The following is a 20,211-nucleotide window of genomic DNA, read 5'->3' as shown; positions in this document are numbered from 1 at the left end:
CTCAATACTTGATGCAGGCCAGATAGGCCCGGTTAGCCATACGTGTCTCGTTGCCGCCTGTCGGATCTACCGTAACGGTGTGCATGTGGTTCGGCACAGACGAGGAAGTGAGCGTCTGCGTACCATCACTTTGCTGGTCACCGAAGACTGCGTTCCCTCCCGTCGCCACCATCTCAGCCGCGATCCGTTCGCGAACGAAGTTGGTCGTATGCGAGTGACCTCCCCCATAACCGGTGCGCGCGGCGTGCTCGTGCGACTCAAGCTGACCAGCCTGGGGCGAGAATAGGGCTCGTCCCGCGTCAGCCGCATTGAGGCCATCCGTCCACGCCCGGTCGATTAGCTCGCGGTCATCCGGCAAGTTGAAAGTGGTCGAGCCGTCACCGGCGCCAAACTGGGTGCCGATCTCGGCAAACAGTGCGGCGTAGGTAGTGCGCGAGACCGCCGCACCATTGCGTTTGAGCCAGCCGGACGGCGGCGTACTGCGCGCGAAGTGGGCGACCATGCCAGGAGGCGCAGCGCTGACAACGGCGGCGTTCAACTGCTCTACCGTAGCCGACTCTTTGACCTTGCCGCGTGCAGTGACAAACCAGGAGGCTCCCGAGGAAGCCATTTCGACCCACTCATAAGCCTCCAATATCAGCTTGTCGCCGGTTACACCCTCTTCAACCACGGAACCGGCCGCAACCGCCAGGGTTTGTGTCGCAGCCCGAGGGTTGCGCAGCGTCACCACGGAGCCATCTGCGACAGTTACCGAAGATGGCAGCGTGACGGTCAAAGCGTTGGCATTGAACTGGAACACGGCACCGAGGTGCGTCGTGGTGTTCAACGACATGTTGGCTGCAATTCCGATGATCGGCTGCGCTCGAAAGCTGCGCGATACGTTGTTGATCGCGGTAATTACGCCATCGAGTGAGGGCAGATCTTTCCAAGGACGCCAGGTACCAGAAGACTTTGCTCGGTACATCAGCTTGTCTACCGAAGCCGCAACGTAGAACTGCAGCGCTGCCGAGGTGCCATTCCAGGGAAACTGCAGCAAGAACCCATTGTTGGCATACGGCATATTCAACGACGACGAGGTACTGACGAAGAAGAAACCGCTTGTGGACTGTGCGTCCACATCAGCGCAAATCGGCGCTTGGTCGGTGCCCAATCCAACCGCCGCCAACGCGTCGGCGATCAGCTTGCCCACATCATTCAACGGGCCGCGCTTGTTGATGAAGTAGCTACTGGTCGACGCTTGAATCTCCACCCATTCGCCAGGACTGATAATGGCGCTGTTGGCCCCGGCGTTCTTCTCGTAAATCGATCCTGCAGAAGGGTAAGACAAAGTGACATTGCCGGAACTAACGTTACGGATAACGTAAGTGCCGCCCGAACCCGCCTCAGCCGCTGGCGGCAAGGTAATCGTGACCGGCGCCGTTGCGTTGAACGCATAGCCCGTCTGACTTCCAGTCAGGGCAAGGTTTGCCCCAACACCTACCACGTTCCCGCTGTAATTGCGCTTGAAGGCATTGATCCCTTGCAGCAGCGCCGCCATGGTCGCGATCTGCGCAGTGTTGGTGCCGACCCCCGCCGTGGGCGCGGTGGGAATGCCGCTTAAGTTAGGGGAGTCCAGCCGGCTGACAGCCTGCCAGTCTGCCCATGCCCCGCCAGCTTTGGTCCGCCAGAACAACCGAGCATTACCAATATTGCTGCTGCAGCCTGCCGCCAGCTGAAAACATCCGGTCTGGTTGTACTGGATGTGCAGGGCCACCATTGAAGCGCCGGGAAAGGGCGAATGCAGCGCGCCACCCTCAACGCGAAACAGGCTGGTCTGCTCTACCGCATCAAAGTCAGTGACCATCACCCCAATGGTGGTGCCCAAGCCGAACGCTTGGAGCGCAGCCAGTACAGCCGCCATGGTAGCGACCTGCGCAGTGTTGGTGCCGACCGGCGCCGTCGGTGCTTCCGGCACGCCCGTAAACTTCGGCGAATCCAGCTCAGCCACTTCTTTGAGCTTGCCCCGCCCGACGATAAACCAGGCCGAACCAGACGACGCCAATTCCATCCACTCGAATGGCTTGATGGTGGTACTGGTCACAGTGCTGCCGGCGTCCACGATAGAGCCAGAGGACGCCACGGTAATGGTTTGCGTAGCCGAAGAAGACGGGTTGCGCAGCATCACCGACGCGCCATTGCCCACATCGGCCAGCGCTGGCAGCGTCAGCGTTACAGGCCCCGTATTGAACTGCACGGCATTGCCCATCTGCGCAGCCGTCAAGGTCAAGTTGGTGTTAACGCCGATGATCGCCGACTTGAACTGTCGTGCGGCCGTCGCCACAGCAGTGGCCAGGGCGCTCATGTTGGCCACCTGCAAGCCCGTGCTGCCGACTGCAGGGGTCGGTGTTTCAGGCGAGCCTGTGAACTTCGGCGAGGCCAGCGGCGCCTTTTTGGCCAACTCGTTGACCATGGTGGTGGCAAAGTTCGGATCGTTGCCAATGGCGGACGCCAGCTCCTTGAGCGTATCCAGCGCGCCTGGGGCAGCATCTACCAGACCAGATACAGCTGTAGCCACGGCGCCGACGATGGCCTGGGTAATCTCCGTGCGGCTGTAGGTTTCCGCCTTGGTGTACACATCGGTCAGCCCGTAACCCGCCACGGTGGTCGGGTTGGTGGCAGCCACCACCCGGCCATACTTGTCCACCTGCACGCTGCGGTAGGTGCCTGCCGTTACGCCACTGCGACCGAACGCCATTTCAAAGGTTAAAGCGGTTACGTCCAGGCTAATCGGCGCGTCCGTCACCAGCTGCCAAGCGCTATCGCTATTGACCGTGCCCTTCTCGACCAGAACGAGCAGGCCGGGGGCGACCTTGGCATTGCTATTGGCATCGACAGCACGCGTCCAAGGACCGCCAGAGACTACGGTGTAAATCCCGTTTTCCTTGGCAGTGGTCTGGTTCTTTACCAGCACCCGCGCGCCGGCGGTCAGCGCTACGCCGTCGACAGTCTGCAGGCCGGTCAAGTTGATGCCGGCCGTGGTGGCCACCAGCACCGAGTGCTTGAAATCTTGGCGGGCCAGTTCCTCGGTGACCCATTCACGGGTGGCCAATACCACACTGGGGTCAATCTTGAGCTGGACGTTGGCGGCGCTGCTGACCACCAGGCTCATGCGCACGACTTGGGTACGGCCCGAGCCTTGCGACAGCAACGGCTTGTAGGTCGGTGCGCAGTTGGCCACCGCCACCGTATCGCCGTCTTCGTCGATCAGGCTGATTTCGCGAATCCACTTGCCGCCAATGTCGGCCGGGATAACCTGTTCGGCCACGATGATCGACGGGTCGTTATCGTCAACCTTAAGCTGGTTGAGCGGCGCCCGGCGCCATTCGTTGATCAGGCTGGTTTGCGTAGCGCTTGGCGTTGGGTCGGTGCCGTTGGCATCGCCAATCGCCATTTGGGTGATCTTCCACGCCAAGCCCAAGGCATCGGCGTTGGCTTGCTTGGCGGCGCCCACGTTGGTGAGGATCGCGTAGAACTGTGAGTTCTGGTCAACCATGTGCAATATCCAGAGTGTCGATTGTGGTTTCACGGCCACCGCGTCGAATCACGCCGGTGACCTCAATGTCGCGCTGCATGGGCGGGTACACGTCGAGAATGTCGCCTTCGCTCAGGCTCGCGCCGACGTAGTAACGGCCGTTGGCTTCAAGGCTGATTTCCAGGCCGACCATGTGGCGGCTTACCGGCCGGGCGTCATCGAGCAGGGCCGATAACTCGCGGTAGGTGTCATCGCTGATGCCGGAGTCGGATACGCCGACCTTGAGCGCGAAGGTGCCGGGCACGCCTTCGGGGGTCATGTTCCACCACTCGACAACCTCGATCAGGTAGCCGAACGGCTCGACCACTCGACGCAGCGCGCCAATGGTTCCCTTGTGCTTGTGGATGTAAAACGCCGACCTGATCACCGAGCGCTTGACGGCCTCAGGCCACCCGTCATCCCAGCGATCCACCGACCACGCCCAGGCCAGCTGGGACAGCAGGTGCGCTGGGCAGGTATCGGGGTTGTACAGATCGCGCAGCGGTATCACGGCGGTTTCAGCGTCGGCGGCCTCTACGGCACGCTCTAGCGGCGTGGCGTTGTTCGGGAGCAAGCTGGCCATCACGTACCCCGCACAACGGTGAAGCCCTCACACCATGCCGCTTGGGCCTTGGTCGGCTTGATATCCACCCACCCCGTCAGCTCGACGCGAGTTACCCCGTCGATATGCAACTGGGCATCAATACCCGAACGGGCCACCTCAACGCCCAAGCGACGGCGCGGGTTTATCCAGGCCTGCAGGCGCGCTTGGCACTGGGTCAGAATGGCCTCGTTCTCCGGACCGTTGCCAACCATGTAGACCTTGGCGTCGATCCGATACGGCAGTACCTGCGCGCTCTGCACCGTGAGCCGGTCCGCAACCGGCCGGACGTCGTCGTCATTCAGATAGGCAGACACGGTATCGAGCAATTCAGCCGAGGCGGCGCCGTTGCCGTCTTGGGAAAGCACCGTGACCACCACCACCGCCGGCGAGGGGCTTTCGGCCGTGGCGTCAGCTACCAGGCCCGAGGCATTGCGGGCATGCAGGATGTAGCTGTTTCGCGGGCCGGCCGTGGTCAACCCCTCATACGCGAGCTGCACCCGCTCACGAAGGGCATCTTCTTCCTCCATCACCGCCGGGACCGGCGGCACTGCATTCAGATCCTCAGCCTGCACCACCAGGCGCTGCAGGTTGACGTTGGCGGCCAACTGCTCGAGGTCCGAGCCCTTGGCGTAGGCCAGCAGCAACGCCTTGGCCGCATCATTGACCCGCGCCCGTGTCTGCAGGCGTCGATAGGCGCCTTGTTCCAGCAGCTTGACCACCGGATCGCTTTCCAGCGGCGCCGACCACCCCTCCCCCATCAGCGCTTCAAACGTGGCCAGCTCGCCCTGATAGGTGTCTTCAAAGTCCAGCGCCTCCAGCACCGCCGGCGCCGGCAGCGCGGTTAGATCAATCGTCATGCGCTTACCTCCAGTACCGTGCTGTCGCCCAGGTAAACCCCGGACAGCTGCAGGGTGATTTGTCCGCCGACGACCGAAACCACTTTGACCCGCTCCAGCCTCAAGCGCGGCTCCCATCGGCCCAGCGCGCGGGCAACCTCAGCCTGTACCGCGCTTTTCCACCCCTCGTTGACGGGCAGGTCGACGTAACGACGCATGCTGCTCCCGTACTCCGGGCGCATGCGGCGCGAGCCAATCGGCGTGGTCAGAATGTCCTCAATGGACTGCCGCAAGTGGGCCAGGCCCGACAGCGGCTTACCGGTGCGGCGGTCCATTCCAATCATGGGTTACTCCACCTGACCCGGGCGCTCGAAGTCCCGGCGACTATCCATGTAAGCCATGGTCTCGTTGTCTCCTTCTGGGACCATAAGGTGGCCGCCGACCACCTTCAGCTCGCGACCGTCGGGCATGAACAGCGACCGCGAGGTGTGGCTTTTATCGCGATAGGTCACGCCTGCCGGCGCGTTGATCGCAGCAATGGTTTTCTTGGTGCTCATACGCCCCTCCGGGCAAGAAAAAGCCCGCGCTGGGCGGGCTATCAATGTTTGTGATTGGGCGTGTTGCCGGCGGTGTCGATGATTCGTGCGCCACCGTTGATATCGCCCGTTACTAGTAACGGGCCATTGATCTTGACGGCGCCGGTGAGGTCGATAGTTCCCGACTTAGCGGTGATAGCGTTGTCGGTAACCACCACCTCGGTGCCGCCCACCTTCACCGTGGCAGTGCCACTGGGGAGCGTGATGGTGTAGCTCTTGGCCTGCCAGTCGTAGACCAGCGAGCCACCATCGTCGAAGCGCCAAACCTCAACGTGATCGCGGTTGTCCGGCGGCGCGCCGGCGTCACCGTACAGCCCCGGAACAAACGTCCCTTGGGCCGGCTCACCACTCGGACTAATCAGCACGCCCTGCTCGCCCAGGCTCGGCGCACGCCAGTGGCGGGCCTTGCCGGCGGCCTCGGCATGCCAACGCACCCAGGCACTAGTCCACCCGCTGCCATCGGATACCCGCACCCTGGCGACCGGTAGGTCGACGGCCACCACACGACAGGGAATCACCGTACTGGCCAGCATGCGGTCGTGTTGCGCAGACACGTAGCTCATGCCATGTCCTCGGGGGCCATGTAGTCGCCTAGATGCTCAGCGCCAGTCTGCGGATCGAAGCCGAACATGATCGGGCCGAGCTCCTCTGGCCACGGCCACTCTTCCTTGCCCAGGTAGATGACCTGCGTCCATTCCACAACCCAAGCAGCCATCGAATCCAGCTCTGGCCGGCTCCAATCAGGCTCTGCCCGAACCAACTTGGCGGTATCGACCTTGAGGCCCCACGTCTGCATGCGCAGCAGCACCGCGAGCTGTGCCGCAATGAAGGCCACCACATGCAAATGGTCGTCGTACTCGGTGCCTACGATGGCCCGCGCCTCAAATCGGGCATCAATGGCAACCTCGCCGGTCCCAGGATCAAACTCCGCAGGCTCGAAGCCAGCGAACTCCAGCACGACCGCTGGTACCGCGACCGTCTGCAGCATCCCAGGCATCGTGCCAACGTAGTTCAGCCCAGGGATTGCCATACTTATGGTTTCCTCCATCGCGGCGTACACCCCCGCCAGAGGGATAGGATCGTCACCCATTACCGGTACTCCGTGAGAGCTTGTGCAGCTCGAAGTTCAGCTCCTGCTCCATCACCACCAGCAGCCGTTGGTGGGCCTTGTTCGTCCATGACTCGAAGTGAGACCTGACGTCCTCCAGGGAGATCTTGGCTTTCGCCAGCGGAAATCGACTGTTGTTCTCGGCGATCCACCCCGAGCTGGCACTTCCCCGACCAGATACCTCACTGTCTGGGTAGTCGTTCGCGCTGAAGTGCTTGCTCGCGGTGCGCATCCAGATGTCTGGTTTGCTGCCATACACCTGCCGGAAGAACGCGCCCTGGTACTTCCGGCCCGCCACTGATACACCTGTTCTAGTCTCTCTAACCCGACCTGCGCGGCTGGCTTCAATGGGGTTGAGACCAAACCACAGCTTTCCTTGACCACTGCTGGAGACCGGATAGGCCAGCAGGCGTTGGCGTACCGCTGCAATGGCGATGCGCTCCTGTCGACCTACCGACCGGGCAACATGGGTGCGCAGCCAGCGCAGGGTCTTGTTAACTGCCCGGCGCTGGGCAGCCTTGATGGCTTTGGGCAGCAACTCGGCGAACCGCTCGAAGCCCTTGACCTGCTGTGGATTCGCCTGGAGCGTGATCAGTCCGCTGCTGGATGACTGCTTGTGGTAGCTACCAACACTCATCGAACCTCCCGAAGTGCGAAGTTGATCCAGCCCGTACCGTCCGGGTCACGCCTGGCAATGATGTAGCGGCCCCCGCCGTCTGCTGGAGCAAGGTCACAGACCAGGTGCAGGCCTTCCTTGATACCTGCCGCATCGCTCACACGCACGGAAAACACCGGCTGACGTAGCCCGGTGTTGATCGTGCCGACCTTCGGTTGCTGCCACGGAACGGACATGAAGCCCTTCACCGGATCGTCGAAACCCTCGATCTCGACCTCATCGCCCAGCTCATCCAGCAGAGAAAAATCCATGTCCGCAACCTGCTCGCGCCAGGCCACGCTCAATCATCCGATTCGGGAGCAGGCTCTAGCGCGCCACGACGAGCGATGACCCCTTCTTTGAGCAAGACATCTCGAACTTCGGTGGAGGGAGGCACGTAAACCTCACCTTCGCGCACAACCTTGGTGCCTTCCTGAATGCAGCCCGCCACTACCACGTACTCGATTTTGGCAGCCATGTCACACCACCTTCGCGGAGAGGAAAGCGTTCGGTTCCAGCAGCCCAGCGAGGGGCGCGGCCTGGAGTTTCAGCCAGCGCTGGCTTGGTTCCTGAGTAACCCAGCTCTTGGGGAAGCGCGCAGCTTCGACCAGGCCGCTCTCGATAGCGTCCAGATCCTGAATCGCTGCATACATCATGATGTTGCGCGTTGCGGTCGAGCCCAGGATCAGGCTACCGGCGGGGATCAGCGGCTTTTCGCCGGCTTCGTCGTCCAGGTACCACTCGTCGTACGCATAGAGGTCCACCCCAGGATCATTGAGGTAACCGAGATAGGTCACGCCGTCAGGGAGCTCTTCTGGCTTGATCAGTCCCATATCAACCCGACGAGTGTTCAACTGCTTGAGCACCGCCTCGTTGCTTTGGAAGGCGTCCTGCGCCTCAGCGCTCAGCACCGCGACGTTAGCGGAACGCCCAGAGTCCTTGGCGATCAGGCGGCGCCACTGACGCAGGTTGGCGATAGGGTCAGAGCCGGAAGCGTTCCAGCGGCCAGTCGCCAGGGTGACTTTGTGGGTGTCTTCCATGAGAAAGTCGATGGTGTCATCTACGCCATCGCCCTGAACCCGAATGCGGCCAGTAGTGAGCGCCTGGGCGCACATCCACTCTTCGCGGCGAATGATCTCGTCCTCGAGCTCCACCAGATCACGACCAAGCCGTTCGCCAGCACGCTCAAGCGGGGTACGCGTGGAAAACGGGGTTTCACCCGCCCCGCGTTTCAGGATCTGCTCAGCGCGGGTGACACGCTTGGGCTGAATGTACGGAGGCTTGTAGGTGGACGAGGCGAAGCCAGTGCGCTGGGAAACGCTGCCAGGCAGGGTTGGGTGAACGAACGGCGCCATTTTGCGCTGCCCTTTCACGATGTCGATGGTCACCGTCTCGGTTGGGAAGGTTTCAGGGGCACCGGCATTGAAGAAGGTGTTCATGAGGAAGCGGCGCGGCGTAGCCAACTGCTCAACAGCTTCCAGCATGGTCAGGGTGTCGAAGATATCCATAGGTGCTCCAGTTAACGAACGAAGATGCAGAGAGAACGCAGTGCGGCTTTCGCAGCCGCCAGGGTCAGGCCCTCGCCGAGGGTGAGCTGGCTGCCCAGCACCTGGCCGGTCAGGCGAAGCGGTGCGCTTAGCGCGCCAGCGCTGGTATCAACATCACGGTCGAGGATCGCCCTGGGCGACTGGGAGCCATCCTCGGCAGCTGCTTTACACAGCAGGTACTCTCCAGACGCGGTGACCTGGCCCAGCACCGCACCGCGGGAAAGCTGTTGGCCGGCGGCGATGACGCCGGAGTCCATCACGATGGGGAAGTCGCCCGCCTCGAGCTGGGAAAGCGTGAAGGTGTGGGTATGAGGGTTTGCCATGATGGGCTCCTGGTTAACGGCGCGAGGCGCCAGAGACGATTGCGCTGACGGCGGCCTTACGCTCGCCATCCTTGCCGCCTGCAGGCGGGGTAATACCGGTGACGCCTTGCGCATCACCCTTGATGCCAGCCAGCGAGATACCGCGATCTTGCGAAGCCTTGAACAGCACCAGAGCGGTGGCTTCTACCGAGCTACCGTCATCGATGGCAGCCTCGATTTCCTTCTCGAAGCCCTTGACGGCCAGGGCATTGATTCCCTTGATGCGGTCGCGCTCAGCGGTTGCCGCTTCGGTGCGAATTGCTGCGGTATCAGGCTGATCGGCGGCAGCGATCTCGATGGTGTTGGGGTCGGTGCCCGCTGCAATCGCGGTGCGCAGCTCTGCCGTGGTTTTGACGGTGGTCATGGTGTGTATCCTTGTAGAGTTGATGGCCGGCTTGGCCAGTTCGGTGATCACGGACTCCAGCGATCCCACGCGGTGGGCCAGGCCGTGCTTGACGGCGTCGGCTCCGACGCGGATGCCGCCGTGGTCGCCCATCTCGGGCACCTTTGCCGCATCCACGCCGAGATTGCGGGCGACCTTGCCCTCGAAGACTTCGGCCATCGCATCGATGGTCTCGCCCATCTTGGCGCGGCCTTCCTCAGTGCCGAGGTCAGGCCGCTTGTTCGGCGCATTGCGACTGACGATCTGGTAGCGGGCACGCCCGGCCTTCTTTTCATCCTCGATCACAGCCTCGACCACAACGCCGATGCTGCCGGCCAGGCTGGCCTCATCGATGACAATCTCGCCCGCCGCCGAAGCGATCCAGTAGGCCGCGCTAGCTCCGATGCCGCCGATGTAAGCGACGATTTTCTTACGGGAGCGGCCTGCGTAGATCATCTCGGCCAGTTCGTTGATGCCCGAGGCAACACCACCAGGACTGTCGATGTTGAGCACGATGGACTTGACCTTGGGGTCGTCCAGGGCGCGCTGAATATCGGTAGCCAACACCTGGGTACTGGTGGCACCGCTGATCTCGGTAAACAAGTTCGCGTACCGGAAGATCGGCCCTACGACCGGCACTACCGCCACACTGCCGCGCATGGTGACGCGCCGGGTTTCATCCAGCCGCTCGCCGCGCTTGGTCGCCAGCGCCACCGGATCGCCCATGCGGTCGGAGATGGTCAGCAGGTTGTCCAAGGCGTCGGGCATCATCAGCCAGGGCTGCGAGGCAGCCAGCTCAAGTGCTCGAGGCATGCTTAATCCTCTTTGGGTTGGGGTTCTGGCGGAGACTCAAGCCCGCTCTTCGGCAGCGCCTGTATGTTGTGCTCGCGGCGATAGCTGACCTCACGGGTGCGCTGCCGGATCACCTGCTGCCAGGGCTCGCCAGTCATCGCCGCTGTTTCCAGCGTTTCGTTGCTCACGCCGATCTCGATGCGCTTGCCGGCAGCGTTGGCTTCCTTGAGTTCATCAATCGCGCCACGGGCAGGCCCAATCCAGATGGCCTGGCAGTAAGCTTTGCGCTTGGCCGGATCGTTGTAACCGGGCAAGTCCACCAAGCCCCTGGCTACCGCCTCGTCAATGACAAGTTCGCGGCTCGGCTGGCAGAAGTCACAGGCCAGCCACCAGCGGCGCAGGCTGTAGAAACGCCACGCCTGCAGCATGGCTGCCCGGGCGGCGCTGTAGCTGCTGCTGTAATGCAACAGCAACTCCTCCAGCGGCAGCTCCAGCGCTGCACCGATTTCCTTCACCACAGCGGTGAAGAACGGGTCGAATTGCGCATTTGGCCGGCTGGGGTTTGCGATCATCGGTTCCTCACCGACGCCCAAATCAACGATGGCGCCTTCGCCCAACGCAATGGCACCGTCGGAAGTGTCATCACCGCCTGGCTGCTCTTCCGTCAGCGCAGACATGGGCAGGTTGTTGGTGTTGAAACCGTCGCTCTTCTTGATGAACACGGTGAACATGGCCGAGATCACCGCCGCCATCAGTTCGGCGCTGCTGTACCGCTCCAGCTTCTGCAAAGGCTCCAGCACCGGTGACAGGTAAGGCGCCCCGCGCTTCTGGCCGGGCCGTTCTTTGTCAGCCATGACGTGGAGCACCCGCCGGCGCCCGGTCTCAGCGCCGAACACCGTCAGCCGCTCCCACTGCAGGGACTTACCCAGCAGATGCTCGCCGGGGTAGCCAGTGCAGACGTGGTATGCCACTGGTGCACCCAGCCCGTCGAACTCCACGCCCTCCACCAGGTCTGCCCGGTCCATGCCGCCGTTCGGGTTGCCGACACGGTCGGACTCGATCAACTGCAACCGCGTGCTGAAGATGCACCCAGGCCGCTCTTGGTCGGGGCTGGCAACAAACACGTCGCCAGCCACCATTGACGAGACAAGCACCAGAGCTTGCAACTGATAGTGGTTGAGCGATGCTTCTGCATCGCACTCCCGTGGATCATCGGCATACAGAGACCACAACCGGTCCAGCTGAGCGTTGAGTTGCTCAGCTTCTTCTTCGGTGAGGCCCAACGCTTCATGGTCGACCTGGGCACGACAGACCAGCCCGGTACCCACTACGTTGGTGCGTAACCGTGTAATCGCCGCACGGGCGATCAGGTGGTTGCGCATGGCATCACGGGAACGAGCCACCAGCATGCGGCGTTCGCTGTGGTTGAAATCGCGCCGGGGGCTACCCAGACCAGGTATCCAGCTAGCAACGCTGCGCAGCACCCGCGAAGCACCCCGCCAGCGAGTTTCGACGCCACCGCCGCCGCCTTGGGCAACGATTTGCTGCCCGTCGACCGAAGCCCTGGCCATGCGGATTGCTTCCTTCATCAGCTGCTCAGCAGCCGAATCCTGCTTTTGGAACGGCCACATGGTCAGATCCCCACGTAGGAAACGCGGCTACGGCCACGGCCTTGCCTAGCTGCTGCCTCGGATGCGACCTCAGCAGCGTACTGTTTCTCCAGCAAGCGCAAGCTGTTGAGCTCGGCCAGTTGGACCTCACGGTCCTGCCGGCGCAAGCGCTGCCCGTTCTTCAGGACGCGAGAGATCGCCGCCCTGACCTCGTCGAGGCGTTGTTGTGCATCTGTCATGTTGAACCTCGATTAGCTGACGCGGCTGCGGGTACCCCTGCCGCGTGTAACCGCACGGCGAGGAACCGGCGCCACCGCCTGCTCAGTAGTGAAGAGGGTGGGCTGAAGCAATTGCTGCTCGAGCTGGTCCCATTCGTGATCACGCAGCAGGTGAGTTTTCATGCTGCGCGCCGCGTGTAAGGCATACACTTCGCAGTCCAGGGCTTCGTTACGCCGGCCGGCCTTCTTCTGCCAGACCATCTTGCTGGGGTTGCGTGGGTGCGGAGCCAGCACCTCGTTGGTCACCTGCTCGTAATAGTCCGAGCGGATCTCGCTATACCAGTGCATCCGCCCTGGCCCCGCGCCCTTGAGCTTCATCCGGCCATCGATCAGCGTCTTGGCCTTATGGGTGCCGACGATGAACACGCGCAGGCCGTACTTCGCCGCCTTGGTGTTGTCCTGGCTGGTGTCCGCCGACTGGGCCGGCTTGGTGAAGATCTCCCGGTCCCGGCTGTCGATGGACGCGCCCTTGATCGCCATGATGTTGAAGCGCTGGCGATCTCGAACGTAGGTGTACACCGCATCGCTGGTGTTGCCGTCGGAGCTATCGATGCTGACAGCCGAGACGGCGAGCTGCGCACCGCTTTCGGTAGGGATCGGCGTTGCGACGATCTTGTCCAGCTCACTCCACACAGGGTCATGGGGATCAATGGGGTTGCCTGGCAGCTCGCCCCAGTACAAACGCCAGGACTCTTCGCCCCTTCCCCAGCCAACCATGACTAGGGCGAGACGGTCGCCCTGGACGTCGACGCCAACCGTAATGAGCAGCGTGCCGTTGGGGGCAGTAAGCTCCGCATAAGGCTCGGCGCGCTTCTCCAGCTCGTCGGTCTTGGGCGCGTCGCTCTTGAACTCGTAGCTCTCGCCCATCGAGCTGTTGGTGAAGGCGATCATCGGCCCGATGTTTCCCAGCCGCATGGCGTGCTCGGCCTGCAGCTTCTTTTCCATCAGCACCTCGAAGCGGGAGCCGTGGAACGTCGCATACAACTCGTTGAGGATGTACCCGGCGATACCTCGGAACTCGGCAGTAGCCTCCCAACGTCCACGCTTCAGGTTGTCGTTCTTCTGGTGGTCATCCCAAATCTCACCGCAGTGCGGGCAGGCGTAGTACGCCGTTTCCGGGCGCCGCTTGCCGTACACCTCGTGAAAGTAATGGTCGTCCTCGTCGCAGTGCAGATGATCGAAGCTCAGCGCGTGCGACTGTCCGCATCCGTGACACGGCACCAGACCGACACGCTTGTCGGACAGTTCCAGCTCCGCGTCGATGGCCGACAAGCCCTTGATGGTGGGGGTGCCGCCGATGATGATCTTCGACCGACGGAATGTCTTGAGGCGCTCTTTGGCCAGCTTGATGCTGTCCCCCTGCCCCCGCAGGTTCAGATTGCAGTCGTCGGGCTCTTCGATGGCGACCTTTGGAACCGGCGTGGACTTCACGCTGGCCGGGCTGTTGGAGCCAACCATTTTCAGAAAGCCGCCGGGGAACCGTTTGAAGTCCTGCCGTTGCTGCAGCTTGCGACTTCGCAGATCCACCTTCTTGCGCAGCCGCTTGGTGGCCTCGATCATCGGTTCCAGCTTTTCCGCGACGTACTGTTTCGCCGCTTCGGCCTTGGGGAACAGGATCAAGATGGGAGATGGTTCAAGGTCAATCCACTTGCCGATGGCGTTGCCCAGCACCCCCGACGTCCAGGCCACCTGAGCCGACTTACGTCCAACGATCTCGGAGACGTTGGGATCGTCTAGCGCCTCGAGCGGACCACCCGGCCAGATCAAGTGCGGAGTAATGTCGAAGCGATACTTACCTGGTGCTGCCGATTCCTCCGGGGCAAGCCAGCGAAATCTGTCGGCCCACTCGATGATGGTCATTTTCGGTGGGGGCGCCCATTTGCGGCAAACCCGACTCATCGCTTTACTCGCCGACTTCTTCAGAGCCCTCCTCGTCGTCCGACTCGTCAGGATCCCCAGCGAGATCGTCATCCTCGTCATACGCGGACAACCTCCTCAGTATTGATTCGATGGGCTCGCGGATCAGATGGTCATCGACCTGCACGCCGTACTTGGCCGACAAGGTCGCCGCCAGCTCATCAGGAAAGGTATTGAGCAGCTCGATCTTCGCGGCAGTGATCACCGCCTCGAAGCGCTCAACCATTTCTGCCTCGATCACAACTTCACCGAGTTCACGGGCCAGCGCGATCTCTTCGCGGTCGCCACGAATACGGTCGAGGCGATCACGTGTTGATTCCTTCTTGCCGTTCAACGCGGCTTGACGCATCAACCACTCGACCACCGCCTGGGTGTCGTACTGGTTTTCGTTGCCACGCCCCAGGCCGAATTCGATTACTGGCATCCCATCTTTTTGCCAGCGGCTCAGCGTTCGTTCGTCTCGGCCTATGATCTCGCCCAGTTCGACCTTGCTGACTGTCTTGCCCATCACTAAGTCCTTGAAAAGACGGACATCCCTGCAGGAATTTCAGCTGCAGGGAAACCGCGAGTCTGCGCACCCGTGTAGGGGGCGGCCCTGGGGGAGGACCCAAAAATCGGCAAATGCCGACAGGCCCCCACCCCGACCCCAGGCCGGGTCACTGCCCTACCTCGCCGTTTGCCGGTGGGGCTTGCTCCAAGCCCAGACGCTTCGCAGCCCAGCGCTCATACAGGTTGATCGCGACATCGGCACCGGCCATGGCGGTAAGGCAACCTACGGCAGCAGACGCCCAGACCGAAACGCCCAGCGCGTACAGCAGCATGTTGGTCGACAAACCGCAGGTGACGCAGGCACCCGAGCGCAGGGCCAGCCGACGAATCAGCCCCCAACCGCGAGCACCCGCCTTGTCTGCTCGCCACATCTCTCCCGATACGCCGCCGACCAGGGACAGCACGATCACCATCCAGATCGGCAGTTCGGCTAACGCTTGTTGCTCGCTGTTCATGTAAGCCTCATTGGCAAAGCACGGCGCCAGAAACAGAAAACCCCGCCAGGTGGCAGGGTTCTCGGTGCGCCGACAGGTCGGAGCGGGTAGCGCAGCACGGTGCTTGTGGGGGAAGCGCCTAAGCGCACTTTTGATATCGTGGGGCCTTTTTACATGCCACCGGAAAAACCGAAAAGGGGTGATTTTCGGTACTCCGCAATGTGGCGCCTATGTAGCATCGATGTTGCACGCAAGTCGCATTCCTACCCGACGAACGGTCTGTTGCCGAACACGGCCGGAGCGGGCAGCCAGCACGGCAAACACCTGCAGGTGCAGTGACTTGACCCAGTTCCGGTAGGTGCGATCAGCATGCTCGGCAAGCCCGACCTCGCGCATCTGCTCCCTGATCGTGACTTGGTGGACGTAACGCAGTGCGGCCAACTTGGCCAGCGTTGCCGCCCGGTCGTTCCCGCGAGCCAATTCAGCAACAGCTGCATCTACTTCAGAGGCGGCGTGATCCAGACCAGCACCCGCCATCAGAATCCGCGCACCAGAAGAGCCAGTGCGAGGCGCTGATCCCTTCCACTCCATGATCGTCCCCATTTGGCTGCCAAGGCTGGCTCCCAAACCAAGCTGACGCCGCTGCTCGCCCCAGTGCTGCATCAGAGCGCCAACCAGACGCAGGCGCTCGGCTGGATCAATCAATTCCGCCATTTCCGCCTGGTGCTGGGCCATCTGCACCAGGAGCTGAATGCGCAATCCCGCTTCCACCGTCATCGCCACTCCTCCGAATTCCATACCCAACACACAATCAGCCAACCCAACACAAACCCAACACAGATAAAAACTAATAAATTCAATGCTTTATCAGTAGGTGTGTTGAGTGTGTTGGGTTTGTTGGGTTTTTGAGTTCTCGCATAGGTTTTTTTGTTGGCCCGACGAAGCATGAGAAATAAGTCGCCCGCACGCGCGCGTGCGCGCAAACCCAACACACCCAACACAAGGGCTCGGGAAGCCTTGAATTTAGCGGGTTCTACGCGTGTTGGGTTGCTCAAACAGACCCAACACAAACCCAACACACCCAACACAGGGGTTCTTGGTCTCATGCAGCGACCCCCTTCACGTGTTCCCAAGCGTCGACGTTCCACCCTGCAAGTTTCGCCTTGCTGCGCCAGGTGATAACAGCTTGCCCCAGCTCGGCCGCATTGAACGATGGGGGCAGGGAAGCCTCGGGATCATCAGGGAAAAAGAACGCCGCGAATCGGCGGTTATTCCCCTCCGTCCATGGAATTGAGCGCGTTTTATCGACCGTAGCACTAAGCATGAGTGAGAACTTCGTCTGACTCATGGCGTGCTCCTTGTTACGCGAGCACCACTCGATGAACAGCGCGTACAAGTCGGTTGCGAGACAGCACCCCCATAGACCTCGCCCAAGCTCTCCAGTTTGCCAGAGGTGAAGGAAAGTTTGCCATGCCGTACGGCTGAGCGCGACCAAACGTTGTCGCGCCTCGGTCTTAGGAGGACGTGTCCGCTGGTTGAAGTCTCCGAGTTCGACATCGAGCAGCCAACCGTAGAGTGCCGCCACTCCACCGTTGCTCAGCTCCCGACCGATAGCCTTTTGGCGATCTACGGGCAATGTTTGCAAGGGCCACATCACAAGCATCCGGCGATCATCTTCGCTGATAGGCCACGGCATGATTTCGTTGCTCAGAAAGACCGCATTCATATGGTTGGCCTCTTCCCAACCGTTGATGAACTTCGATTCCATGCGTACGGTTTTGCCGGTGATCATGTGCTTGATTTTGCCAACTTGGTTGTAGCGCTGATCCCGGCTCACGACCTCCTCAAACACAGCCCACAACTTCCGGCTTTGCCAGGCGTTGAAGCTACCCTCCAGCTGGGTCTGGCCAACGGTCGCGGCGTACTGGCCATACAACTGGCCGAAAATGTCCGCGAACAACAAGCTCTTGCCTGAGCCCTCCATGATGGAATGCATAAGGACCGCCGTATCCATCTTGGCCCCCATGTTCTGCAGCGGGTATGCCAACCACTTCGTCAGCCAGCTCAAGGCTTCCTCGTCATGGTTGCAGAGAAACGAAATCAACCAGCGCAAATTTTCGCACGCGGCGTCATCACGGACAGGCTCCAAAGGGAGCCCCTCGAAAGTGTTGATGTAGAGGTTGGGATCCTTGGTCATAGTGGGGTCGAATACGATGTGGTCAACATCCACGACGCGACGATCTTGGCTGTTGAGCCACCACTTGTACTCTTCCCCCATGGCCATTTTCACGGCCCCCTCAGCGACACGACGCTTCTTCTCCCTGTCCCACACGTCCTTGGTGCCGTCGATGTACACGTACCGCTCGATGGGGTCGAGCTTCAACGCGCCGCCTTTCTTGGTCGACAAACGCCTGGCCTGATCAAGCTCCTGAGCCTGCTCTGTGGCGATGAGCTTCTTGTCAGTCCGCTCCATCCACTCCTTCGCAAGTGGCTTGCCGATCAAGGCCTCGAAGCCTGTCCGCTTCATCGACCGACCCTTGTCTAAGTCCCACACGCTGGTGGTGCCTTCGACCAGGGCGAAGCGACGCATCGCGCCGTCAATATCCAGGGCGCCACCCCCTGCCCCCCCGGTAGCCGAGGAGCCGGCCGGGCTGGTGGCTTCATCGTCCGATGGGGGTTGGGGAGGGTCTACAGCGCCGTTCTCGATGACTATAGGCTGGTCGGTCTGCTCAACCACCAATGGGGTACGGGGACGTTCACCCAATGGCGGCGGTGTCGGCGGGCGCGATTTTGCGTCAATGCCAAGGATTTGAGCAGCCGCCCTGGTCGCAGCCTTCTGATCGCCGTCGTGCATCAGGATGCAGAACACATCGAACGCATCGTTCTTGTGCCCATTCGCCAGCGGGTCCGAGGTATGGTGCGAATACAGCTTGCCCTCAGTGATAGTGACGCCGGGCATCCCGGAGCTACTGTGGGGGCTCAACCATTTCCCATCGATGTGCTTGTAACCGTGCGCCTCAATCATCGTGGCGATGTCATGGACGCGGTTGAATTCGGGAATGACTTCGGGGAGCCGATCACCAGATCGTGCAGCAGCTGGTGATGGCCTGGCCACGGGACGAGCTGCAGCCGCAGGTGCTGCCGCCTTCGGCTTCCAAGGGCAAACAGCCTCCCCCTTCTGTTTAAACTCGTCCCAACCCTGCCAGATGCCCAGCAGGTCAGCCGGCAATTCGGGCAGCCCCTCAGCAGTCGGAGGTGTACGCCACGTGTAGGGTTTACGAGTGCCTGGGTGAATGGATGGCGGCAAGACGTCCTGCACCAGCCCGCCCCGCAGCTCGAATACCGTCACTTTCTTGAAGGGCTCAGCCGCCATGCGAAAAGCCGCCTCGCGGGCAGCATCGCCTTCGTCCTGCGCGGCCTTCACTTGCGCCATGAGCCCCTTGTAGATGGTGCCATCGGGGTCGTTTTTGTTAGGCCACACCAAGGCGTGGCGAGTCAGGTCAACACCCTCAGGAACACGGAACATCACGCGGAATCGTTCAGGGTTGCCTACTGAGGTGGGAAACGCATCAGCGAGCGCGTCAACGTCGAGCCCAAGGATCTGCTGCAAGACCTGCCGGGTCAGCTCAACGTCATCAACGTCGAGCGAGCAGACACGACTCGGCCCGAGCACAACACCAAGGTTGTGATTCGGGCTCGCAGTCCAGAACGCTTCAGCCTTCGAGGCATCCGTGAAATAGCCACCAGGCTTGTTCCAGCCGGCACCCTTCGGACCCTTCTCACCTGGTTCAATGGGAACCAGGGCAAGATCGAAGGCATCAATGTAGCGCCGCGCCCAATCAGCTGTGGTAGAGGATGGGCGATCACTCATCTCCGACGCTCCCGCAGCTCCTGGCAGCTGATGCAAGTCTCGCACCCCGCCACCAGCAGCTGACGCACCTCCGGGATTGGTTCATCGCAGTCTTCACAAAACTGCGCACTCGGCTTCGTCACTGGGCGAATACGGCGCTGAAGGGCTACCTGCAGATGATAGTCGGCTTGATCGTTGGCCACATCGATCACATCAGCCATGAGCTTCATCCTCCATAGCTTGGCGGGCACCCGCCATGATCGCTAGCACTTGACGGATAACATCCATCCCGCGCTGCTCGAGGTCGACCACTTCACCAGCCGTCCAGACATTGTCGGCGGCGCCTTCGTGCAGGCTACCGACGAACTCACTGGACTCTTCAAGGAGCTTGGCTACTGCCTGCAGCGCTTCATTAGTCGCTGGGACCGGCTCCGGGCGATACCAGACGGCACCGGCCGGACGGACCAAGGCATCAAGCAAACGCGGGTCAGCGGTCCAGCGGACGATTTCTTCGATCTCGTCCGGGCTTGGCCAGCGGCGCTCTTCGGTAGGGTGAAGTTTCTTCTGCAGGGCATCCACGTCCATGACCATATCGAAGGCCAGCTTTGTGATACCGCCGTGATAGTCGCGACCGGCGCGGTAGAGCGCCTGCCGCAAGGCGAGAACCGGACCTGCATCCGGCAGTAGATCAATGCGACTCATAACCGTAAATCCTCGGTTTACGGTGTAGCCAGAGAATGAGGTAGGACCTATCCTACAGCTACGACCGTACTGTGCTGTGCGTCGTCGTCGCTGGGCCAGGGAGGTGAGAGTCCCTGGTCCAGCACCTTATTCCTTTGCTTGCCTCAAATACGCCCAATCAATGTCCGGTCGCAGCGCTTCACAACGAATCGCCCCTTCCGTTTCTCGATCCAGGCAAACAGCCAATCCCGCACTAGCGCGGCGGTTGCCGTAGGCGACTTGTTTCAACTGCCCAACAGACGTTCCGCAACGTTTCGCGAAAGCCTCGAGCCCTTCCTTGTCCATCGTCTTCAAGTACTCGCTAAGCGTCATAGACACCTCCATTGCCGGCGAGATTAGCAATTGCTAATTCGCAAGGCAATAGCAAGTAGTAATTTACTGTTTGCTAACGGAAAGCAAT

23 protein-coding genes are annotated in these 20,211 nt (G+C 61.3%); all 23 read right to left on the bottom strand.

The window, feature by feature from the left end; translation table 11 throughout:
• Nucleotide 1 precedes the first annotated feature (1 nt).
• The 23 genes from ACIPZH_RS08530 to ACIPZH_RS08420 all read right to left on the bottom strand — a co-directional run bounded on the left by ACIPZH_RS08530 (nt 2) and on the right by ACIPZH_RS08420 (nt 20,123).
• Nucleotides 2-3,532: a phage tail protein gene (locus tag ACIPZH_RS08530; protein WP_400635920.1), complete on the bottom strand. Its 3,531-nt coding sequence runs from the start codon at nt 3,530-3,532 to the stop codon at nt 2-4.
• A complete protein-coding gene (locus ACIPZH_RS08525) occupies nt 3,525-4,133 on the bottom strand; it encodes a phage tail protein I (protein WP_400635919.1) in 609 nt (202 codons plus the stop codon). The genes ACIPZH_RS08530 and ACIPZH_RS08525 overlap by 8 nt, the downstream gene beginning before the upstream one ends.
• Complete coding sequence (locus ACIPZH_RS08520; protein WP_400635918.1) at nt 4,133-5,011, bottom strand: baseplate J/gp47 family protein; 879 nt, start codon at nt 5,009-5,011, stop codon at nt 4,133-4,135. The genes ACIPZH_RS08525 and ACIPZH_RS08520 overlap by 1 nt, the downstream gene beginning before the upstream one ends.
• Nucleotides 5,008-5,334: a GPW/gp25 family protein gene (locus ACIPZH_RS08515; protein ID WP_400635917.1), complete on the bottom strand. Its 327-nt coding sequence runs from the start codon at nt 5,332-5,334 to the stop codon at nt 5,008-5,010. Before ACIPZH_RS08515 ends, ACIPZH_RS08520 begins: the two co-directional genes overlap by 4 nt.
• Nucleotides 5,335-5,337: 3 nt before the next feature.
• Nucleotides 5,338-5,547 carry a hypothetical protein gene (locus tag ACIPZH_RS08510; protein WP_400635916.1) on the bottom strand — a complete coding sequence of 70 codons (210 nt, stop codon included), beginning with the start codon at nt 5,545-5,547 and terminating at the stop codon, nt 5,338-5,340.
• A gap of 41 nt (nt 5,548-5,588) precedes the next feature.
• Nucleotides 5,589-6,149 (bottom strand): phage baseplate assembly protein V, encoded by a 561-nt coding sequence (locus ACIPZH_RS08505; protein ID WP_400635915.1) that lies wholly within the window; start codon nt 6,147-6,149, stop codon nt 5,589-5,591.
• Nucleotides 6,146-6,676, bottom strand: a complete 531-nt coding sequence (locus ACIPZH_RS08500; RefSeq protein WP_400635914.1) for a hypothetical protein — start codon at nt 6,674-6,676, stop codon at nt 6,146-6,148. The genes ACIPZH_RS08505 and ACIPZH_RS08500 overlap by 4 nt, the downstream gene beginning before the upstream one ends.
• A complete protein-coding gene (locus tag ACIPZH_RS08495; RefSeq protein WP_400635913.1) occupies nt 6,669-7,331 on the bottom strand; it encodes a hypothetical protein in 663 nt (220 codons plus the stop codon). Before ACIPZH_RS08495 ends, ACIPZH_RS08500 begins: the two co-directional genes overlap by 8 nt.
• Nucleotides 7,328-7,621 carry a hypothetical protein gene (locus tag ACIPZH_RS08490; RefSeq protein WP_400635912.1) on the bottom strand — a complete coding sequence of 98 codons (294 nt, stop codon included), beginning with the start codon at nt 7,619-7,621 and terminating at the stop codon, nt 7,328-7,330. The genes ACIPZH_RS08495 and ACIPZH_RS08490 overlap by 4 nt, the downstream gene beginning before the upstream one ends.
• A gap of 29 nt (nt 7,622-7,650) precedes the next feature.
• The gene (locus tag ACIPZH_RS08485) at nt 7,651-7,827 is read right to left on the bottom strand and encodes a hypothetical protein (RefSeq protein ID WP_400635911.1); all 177 of its coding nucleotides are present in this window, start codon (nt 7,825-7,827) and stop codon (nt 7,651-7,653) included.
• Between the two features lies 1 nt (nt 7,828).
• Nucleotides 7,829-8,857 (bottom strand): major capsid protein, encoded by a 1,029-nt coding sequence (locus ACIPZH_RS08480; RefSeq protein ID WP_400635910.1) that lies wholly within the window; start codon nt 8,855-8,857, stop codon nt 7,829-7,831.
• Between the two features lie 11 nt (nt 8,858-8,868).
• A complete protein-coding gene (locus ACIPZH_RS08475; RefSeq protein WP_400635909.1) occupies nt 8,869-9,219 on the bottom strand; it encodes a head decoration protein in 351 nt (116 codons plus the stop codon).
• Between the two features lie 13 nt (nt 9,220-9,232).
• Complete coding sequence (locus ACIPZH_RS08470; RefSeq protein WP_400635908.1) at nt 9,233-10,453, bottom strand: S49 family peptidase; 1,221 nt, start codon at nt 10,451-10,453, stop codon at nt 9,233-9,235.
• 2 nt (nt 10,454-10,455) lie between these two features.
• Nucleotides 10,456-12,063: a phage portal protein gene (locus ACIPZH_RS08465; protein ID WP_400635907.1), complete on the bottom strand. Its 1,608-nt coding sequence runs from the start codon at nt 12,061-12,063 to the stop codon at nt 10,456-10,458.
• A 2-nt stretch (nt 12,064-12,065) separates the two neighbouring features.
• A complete protein-coding gene (locus ACIPZH_RS08460; RefSeq protein WP_400635906.1) occupies nt 12,066-12,281 on the bottom strand; it encodes a hypothetical protein in 216 nt (71 codons plus the stop codon).
• Between the two features lie 12 nt (nt 12,282-12,293).
• Nucleotides 12,294-14,180 (bottom strand): phage terminase large subunit family protein, encoded by a 1,887-nt coding sequence (locus tag ACIPZH_RS08455; RefSeq protein ID WP_400635905.1) that lies wholly within the window; start codon nt 14,178-14,180, stop codon nt 12,294-12,296.
• A gap of 43 nt (nt 14,181-14,223) precedes the next feature.
• A complete protein-coding gene (locus tag ACIPZH_RS08450) occupies nt 14,224-14,745 on the bottom strand; it encodes a terminase small subunit (protein ID WP_400635904.1) in 522 nt (173 codons plus the stop codon).
• A 148-nt stretch (nt 14,746-14,893) separates the two neighbouring features.
• Entirely contained in the window at nt 14,894-15,241 is a 348-nt protein-coding gene (locus ACIPZH_RS08445) for a phage holin family protein (protein WP_185279662.1), read from the bottom strand.
• Between the two features lie 207 nt (nt 15,242-15,448).
• Nucleotides 15,449-15,997 (bottom strand): hypothetical protein, encoded by a 549-nt coding sequence (locus ACIPZH_RS08440; RefSeq protein ID WP_400635903.1) that lies wholly within the window; start codon nt 15,995-15,997, stop codon nt 15,449-15,451.
• Nucleotides 15,998-16,322: 325 nt separating this feature from the next.
• Nucleotides 16,323-19,091, bottom strand: a complete 2,769-nt coding sequence (locus ACIPZH_RS08435) for a bifunctional DNA primase/polymerase (protein ID WP_400635902.1) — start codon at nt 19,089-19,091, stop codon at nt 16,323-16,325.
• Entirely contained in the window at nt 19,088-19,291 is a 204-nt protein-coding gene (locus ACIPZH_RS08430) for a TraR/DksA C4-type zinc finger protein (protein ID WP_185279664.1), read from the bottom strand. The genes ACIPZH_RS08435 and ACIPZH_RS08430 overlap by 4 nt, the downstream gene beginning before the upstream one ends.
• The gene (locus ACIPZH_RS08425; RefSeq protein ID WP_185279665.1) at nt 19,284-19,772 is read right to left on the bottom strand and encodes a phage regulatory CII family protein; all 489 of its coding nucleotides are present in this window, start codon (nt 19,770-19,772) and stop codon (nt 19,284-19,286) included. The genes ACIPZH_RS08430 and ACIPZH_RS08425 overlap by 8 nt, the downstream gene beginning before the upstream one ends.
• Before the next feature lie 126 nt (nt 19,773-19,898).
• A complete protein-coding gene (locus ACIPZH_RS08420; protein WP_258703218.1) occupies nt 19,899-20,123 on the bottom strand; it encodes a helix-turn-helix domain-containing protein in 225 nt (74 codons plus the stop codon).
• Between the last annotated feature and the right edge of the window lie 88 nt (nt 20,124-20,211).

The sequence above is a fragment of the Pseudomonas sp. NPDC089758 genome (assembly GCF_044748705.1).
Taxonomy (GTDB): Bacteria; Pseudomonadota; Gammaproteobacteria; order Pseudomonadales; family Pseudomonadaceae; genus Aquipseudomonas; species Aquipseudomonas putida_X.
Note: the sequence above shows the minus strand (reverse complement) of the source record. Positions and strands in the feature narration are given on the sequence as shown.

Excerpts from the sequence above, each read along its gene's own strand:
- ACIPZH_RS08530 (WP_400635920.1), bottom strand. The coding sequence starts at position 3,532 with ATGGTTGACCAGAACTCACAGTTCTACGCGATCCTCACCAACGTGGGC.
- ACIPZH_RS08525 (WP_400635919.1), bottom strand. The coding sequence starts at position 4,133 with ATGGCCAGCTTGCTCCCGAACAACGCCACGCCGCTAGAGCGTGCCGTA.
- ACIPZH_RS08520 (WP_400635918.1), bottom strand. The coding sequence starts at position 5,011 with ATGACGATTGATCTAACCGCGCTGCCGGCGCCGGCGGTGCTGGAGGCG.
- ACIPZH_RS08515 (WP_400635917.1), bottom strand. The coding sequence starts at position 5,334 with ATGATTGGAATGGACCGCCGCACCGGTAAGCCGCTGTCGGGCCTGGCC.
- ACIPZH_RS08510 (WP_400635916.1), bottom strand. The coding sequence starts at position 5,547 with ATGAGCACCAAGAAAACCATTGCTGCGATCAACGCGCCGGCAGGCGTG.
- ACIPZH_RS08505 (WP_400635915.1), bottom strand. The coding sequence starts at position 6,149 with ATGAGCTACGTGTCTGCGCAACACGACCGCATGCTGGCCAGTACGGTG.
- ACIPZH_RS08500 (WP_400635914.1), bottom strand. The coding sequence starts at position 6,676 with ATGGGTGACGATCCTATCCCTCTGGCGGGGGTGTACGCCGCGATGGAG.
- ACIPZH_RS08495 (WP_400635913.1), bottom strand. The coding sequence starts at position 7,331 with ATGAGTGTTGGTAGCTACCACAAGCAGTCATCCAGCAGCGGACTGATC.
- ACIPZH_RS08490 (WP_400635912.1), bottom strand. The coding sequence starts at position 7,621 with ATGGATTTTTCTCTGCTGGATGAGCTGGGCGATGAGGTCGAGATCGAG.
- ACIPZH_RS08485 (WP_400635911.1), bottom strand. The coding sequence starts at position 7,827 with ATGGCTGCCAAAATCGAGTACGTGGTAGTGGCGGGCTGCATTCAGGAA.
- ACIPZH_RS08480 (WP_400635910.1), bottom strand. The coding sequence starts at position 8,857 with ATGGATATCTTCGACACCCTGACCATGCTGGAAGCTGTTGAGCAGTTG.
- ACIPZH_RS08475 (WP_400635909.1), bottom strand. The coding sequence starts at position 9,219 with ATGGCAAACCCTCATACCCACACCTTCACGCTTTCCCAGCTCGAGGCG.
- ACIPZH_RS08470 (WP_400635908.1), bottom strand. The coding sequence starts at position 10,453 with ATGCCTCGAGCACTTGAGCTGGCTGCCTCGCAGCCCTGGCTGATGATG.
- ACIPZH_RS08465 (WP_400635907.1), bottom strand. The coding sequence starts at position 12,063 with ATGTGGCCGTTCCAAAAGCAGGATTCGGCTGCTGAGCAGCTGATGAAG.
- ACIPZH_RS08460 (WP_400635906.1), bottom strand. The coding sequence starts at position 12,281 with ATGACAGATGCACAACAACGCCTCGACGAGGTCAGGGCGGCGATCTCT.
- ACIPZH_RS08455 (WP_400635905.1), bottom strand. The coding sequence starts at position 14,180 with ATGACCATCATCGAGTGGGCCGACAGATTTCGCTGGCTTGCCCCGGAG.
- ACIPZH_RS08450 (WP_400635904.1), bottom strand. The coding sequence starts at position 14,745 with ATGGGCAAGACAGTCAGCAAGGTCGAACTGGGCGAGATCATAGGCCGA.
- ACIPZH_RS08445 (WP_185279662.1), bottom strand. The coding sequence starts at position 15,241 with ATGAACAGCGAGCAACAAGCGTTAGCCGAACTGCCGATCTGGATGGTG.
- ACIPZH_RS08440 (WP_400635903.1), bottom strand. The coding sequence starts at position 15,997 with ATGACGGTGGAAGCGGGATTGCGCATTCAGCTCCTGGTGCAGATGGCC.
- ACIPZH_RS08435 (WP_400635902.1), bottom strand. The coding sequence starts at position 19,091 with ATGAGTGATCGCCCATCCTCTACCACAGCTGATTGGGCGCGGCGCTAC.
- ACIPZH_RS08430 (WP_185279664.1), bottom strand. The coding sequence starts at position 19,291 with ATGGCTGATGTGATCGATGTGGCCAACGATCAAGCCGACTATCATCTG.
- ACIPZH_RS08425 (WP_185279665.1), bottom strand. The coding sequence starts at position 19,772 with ATGAGTCGCATTGATCTACTGCCGGATGCAGGTCCGGTTCTCGCCTTG.
- ACIPZH_RS08420 (WP_258703218.1), bottom strand. The coding sequence starts at position 20,123 with ATGACGCTTAGCGAGTACTTGAAGACGATGGACAAGGAAGGGCTCGAG.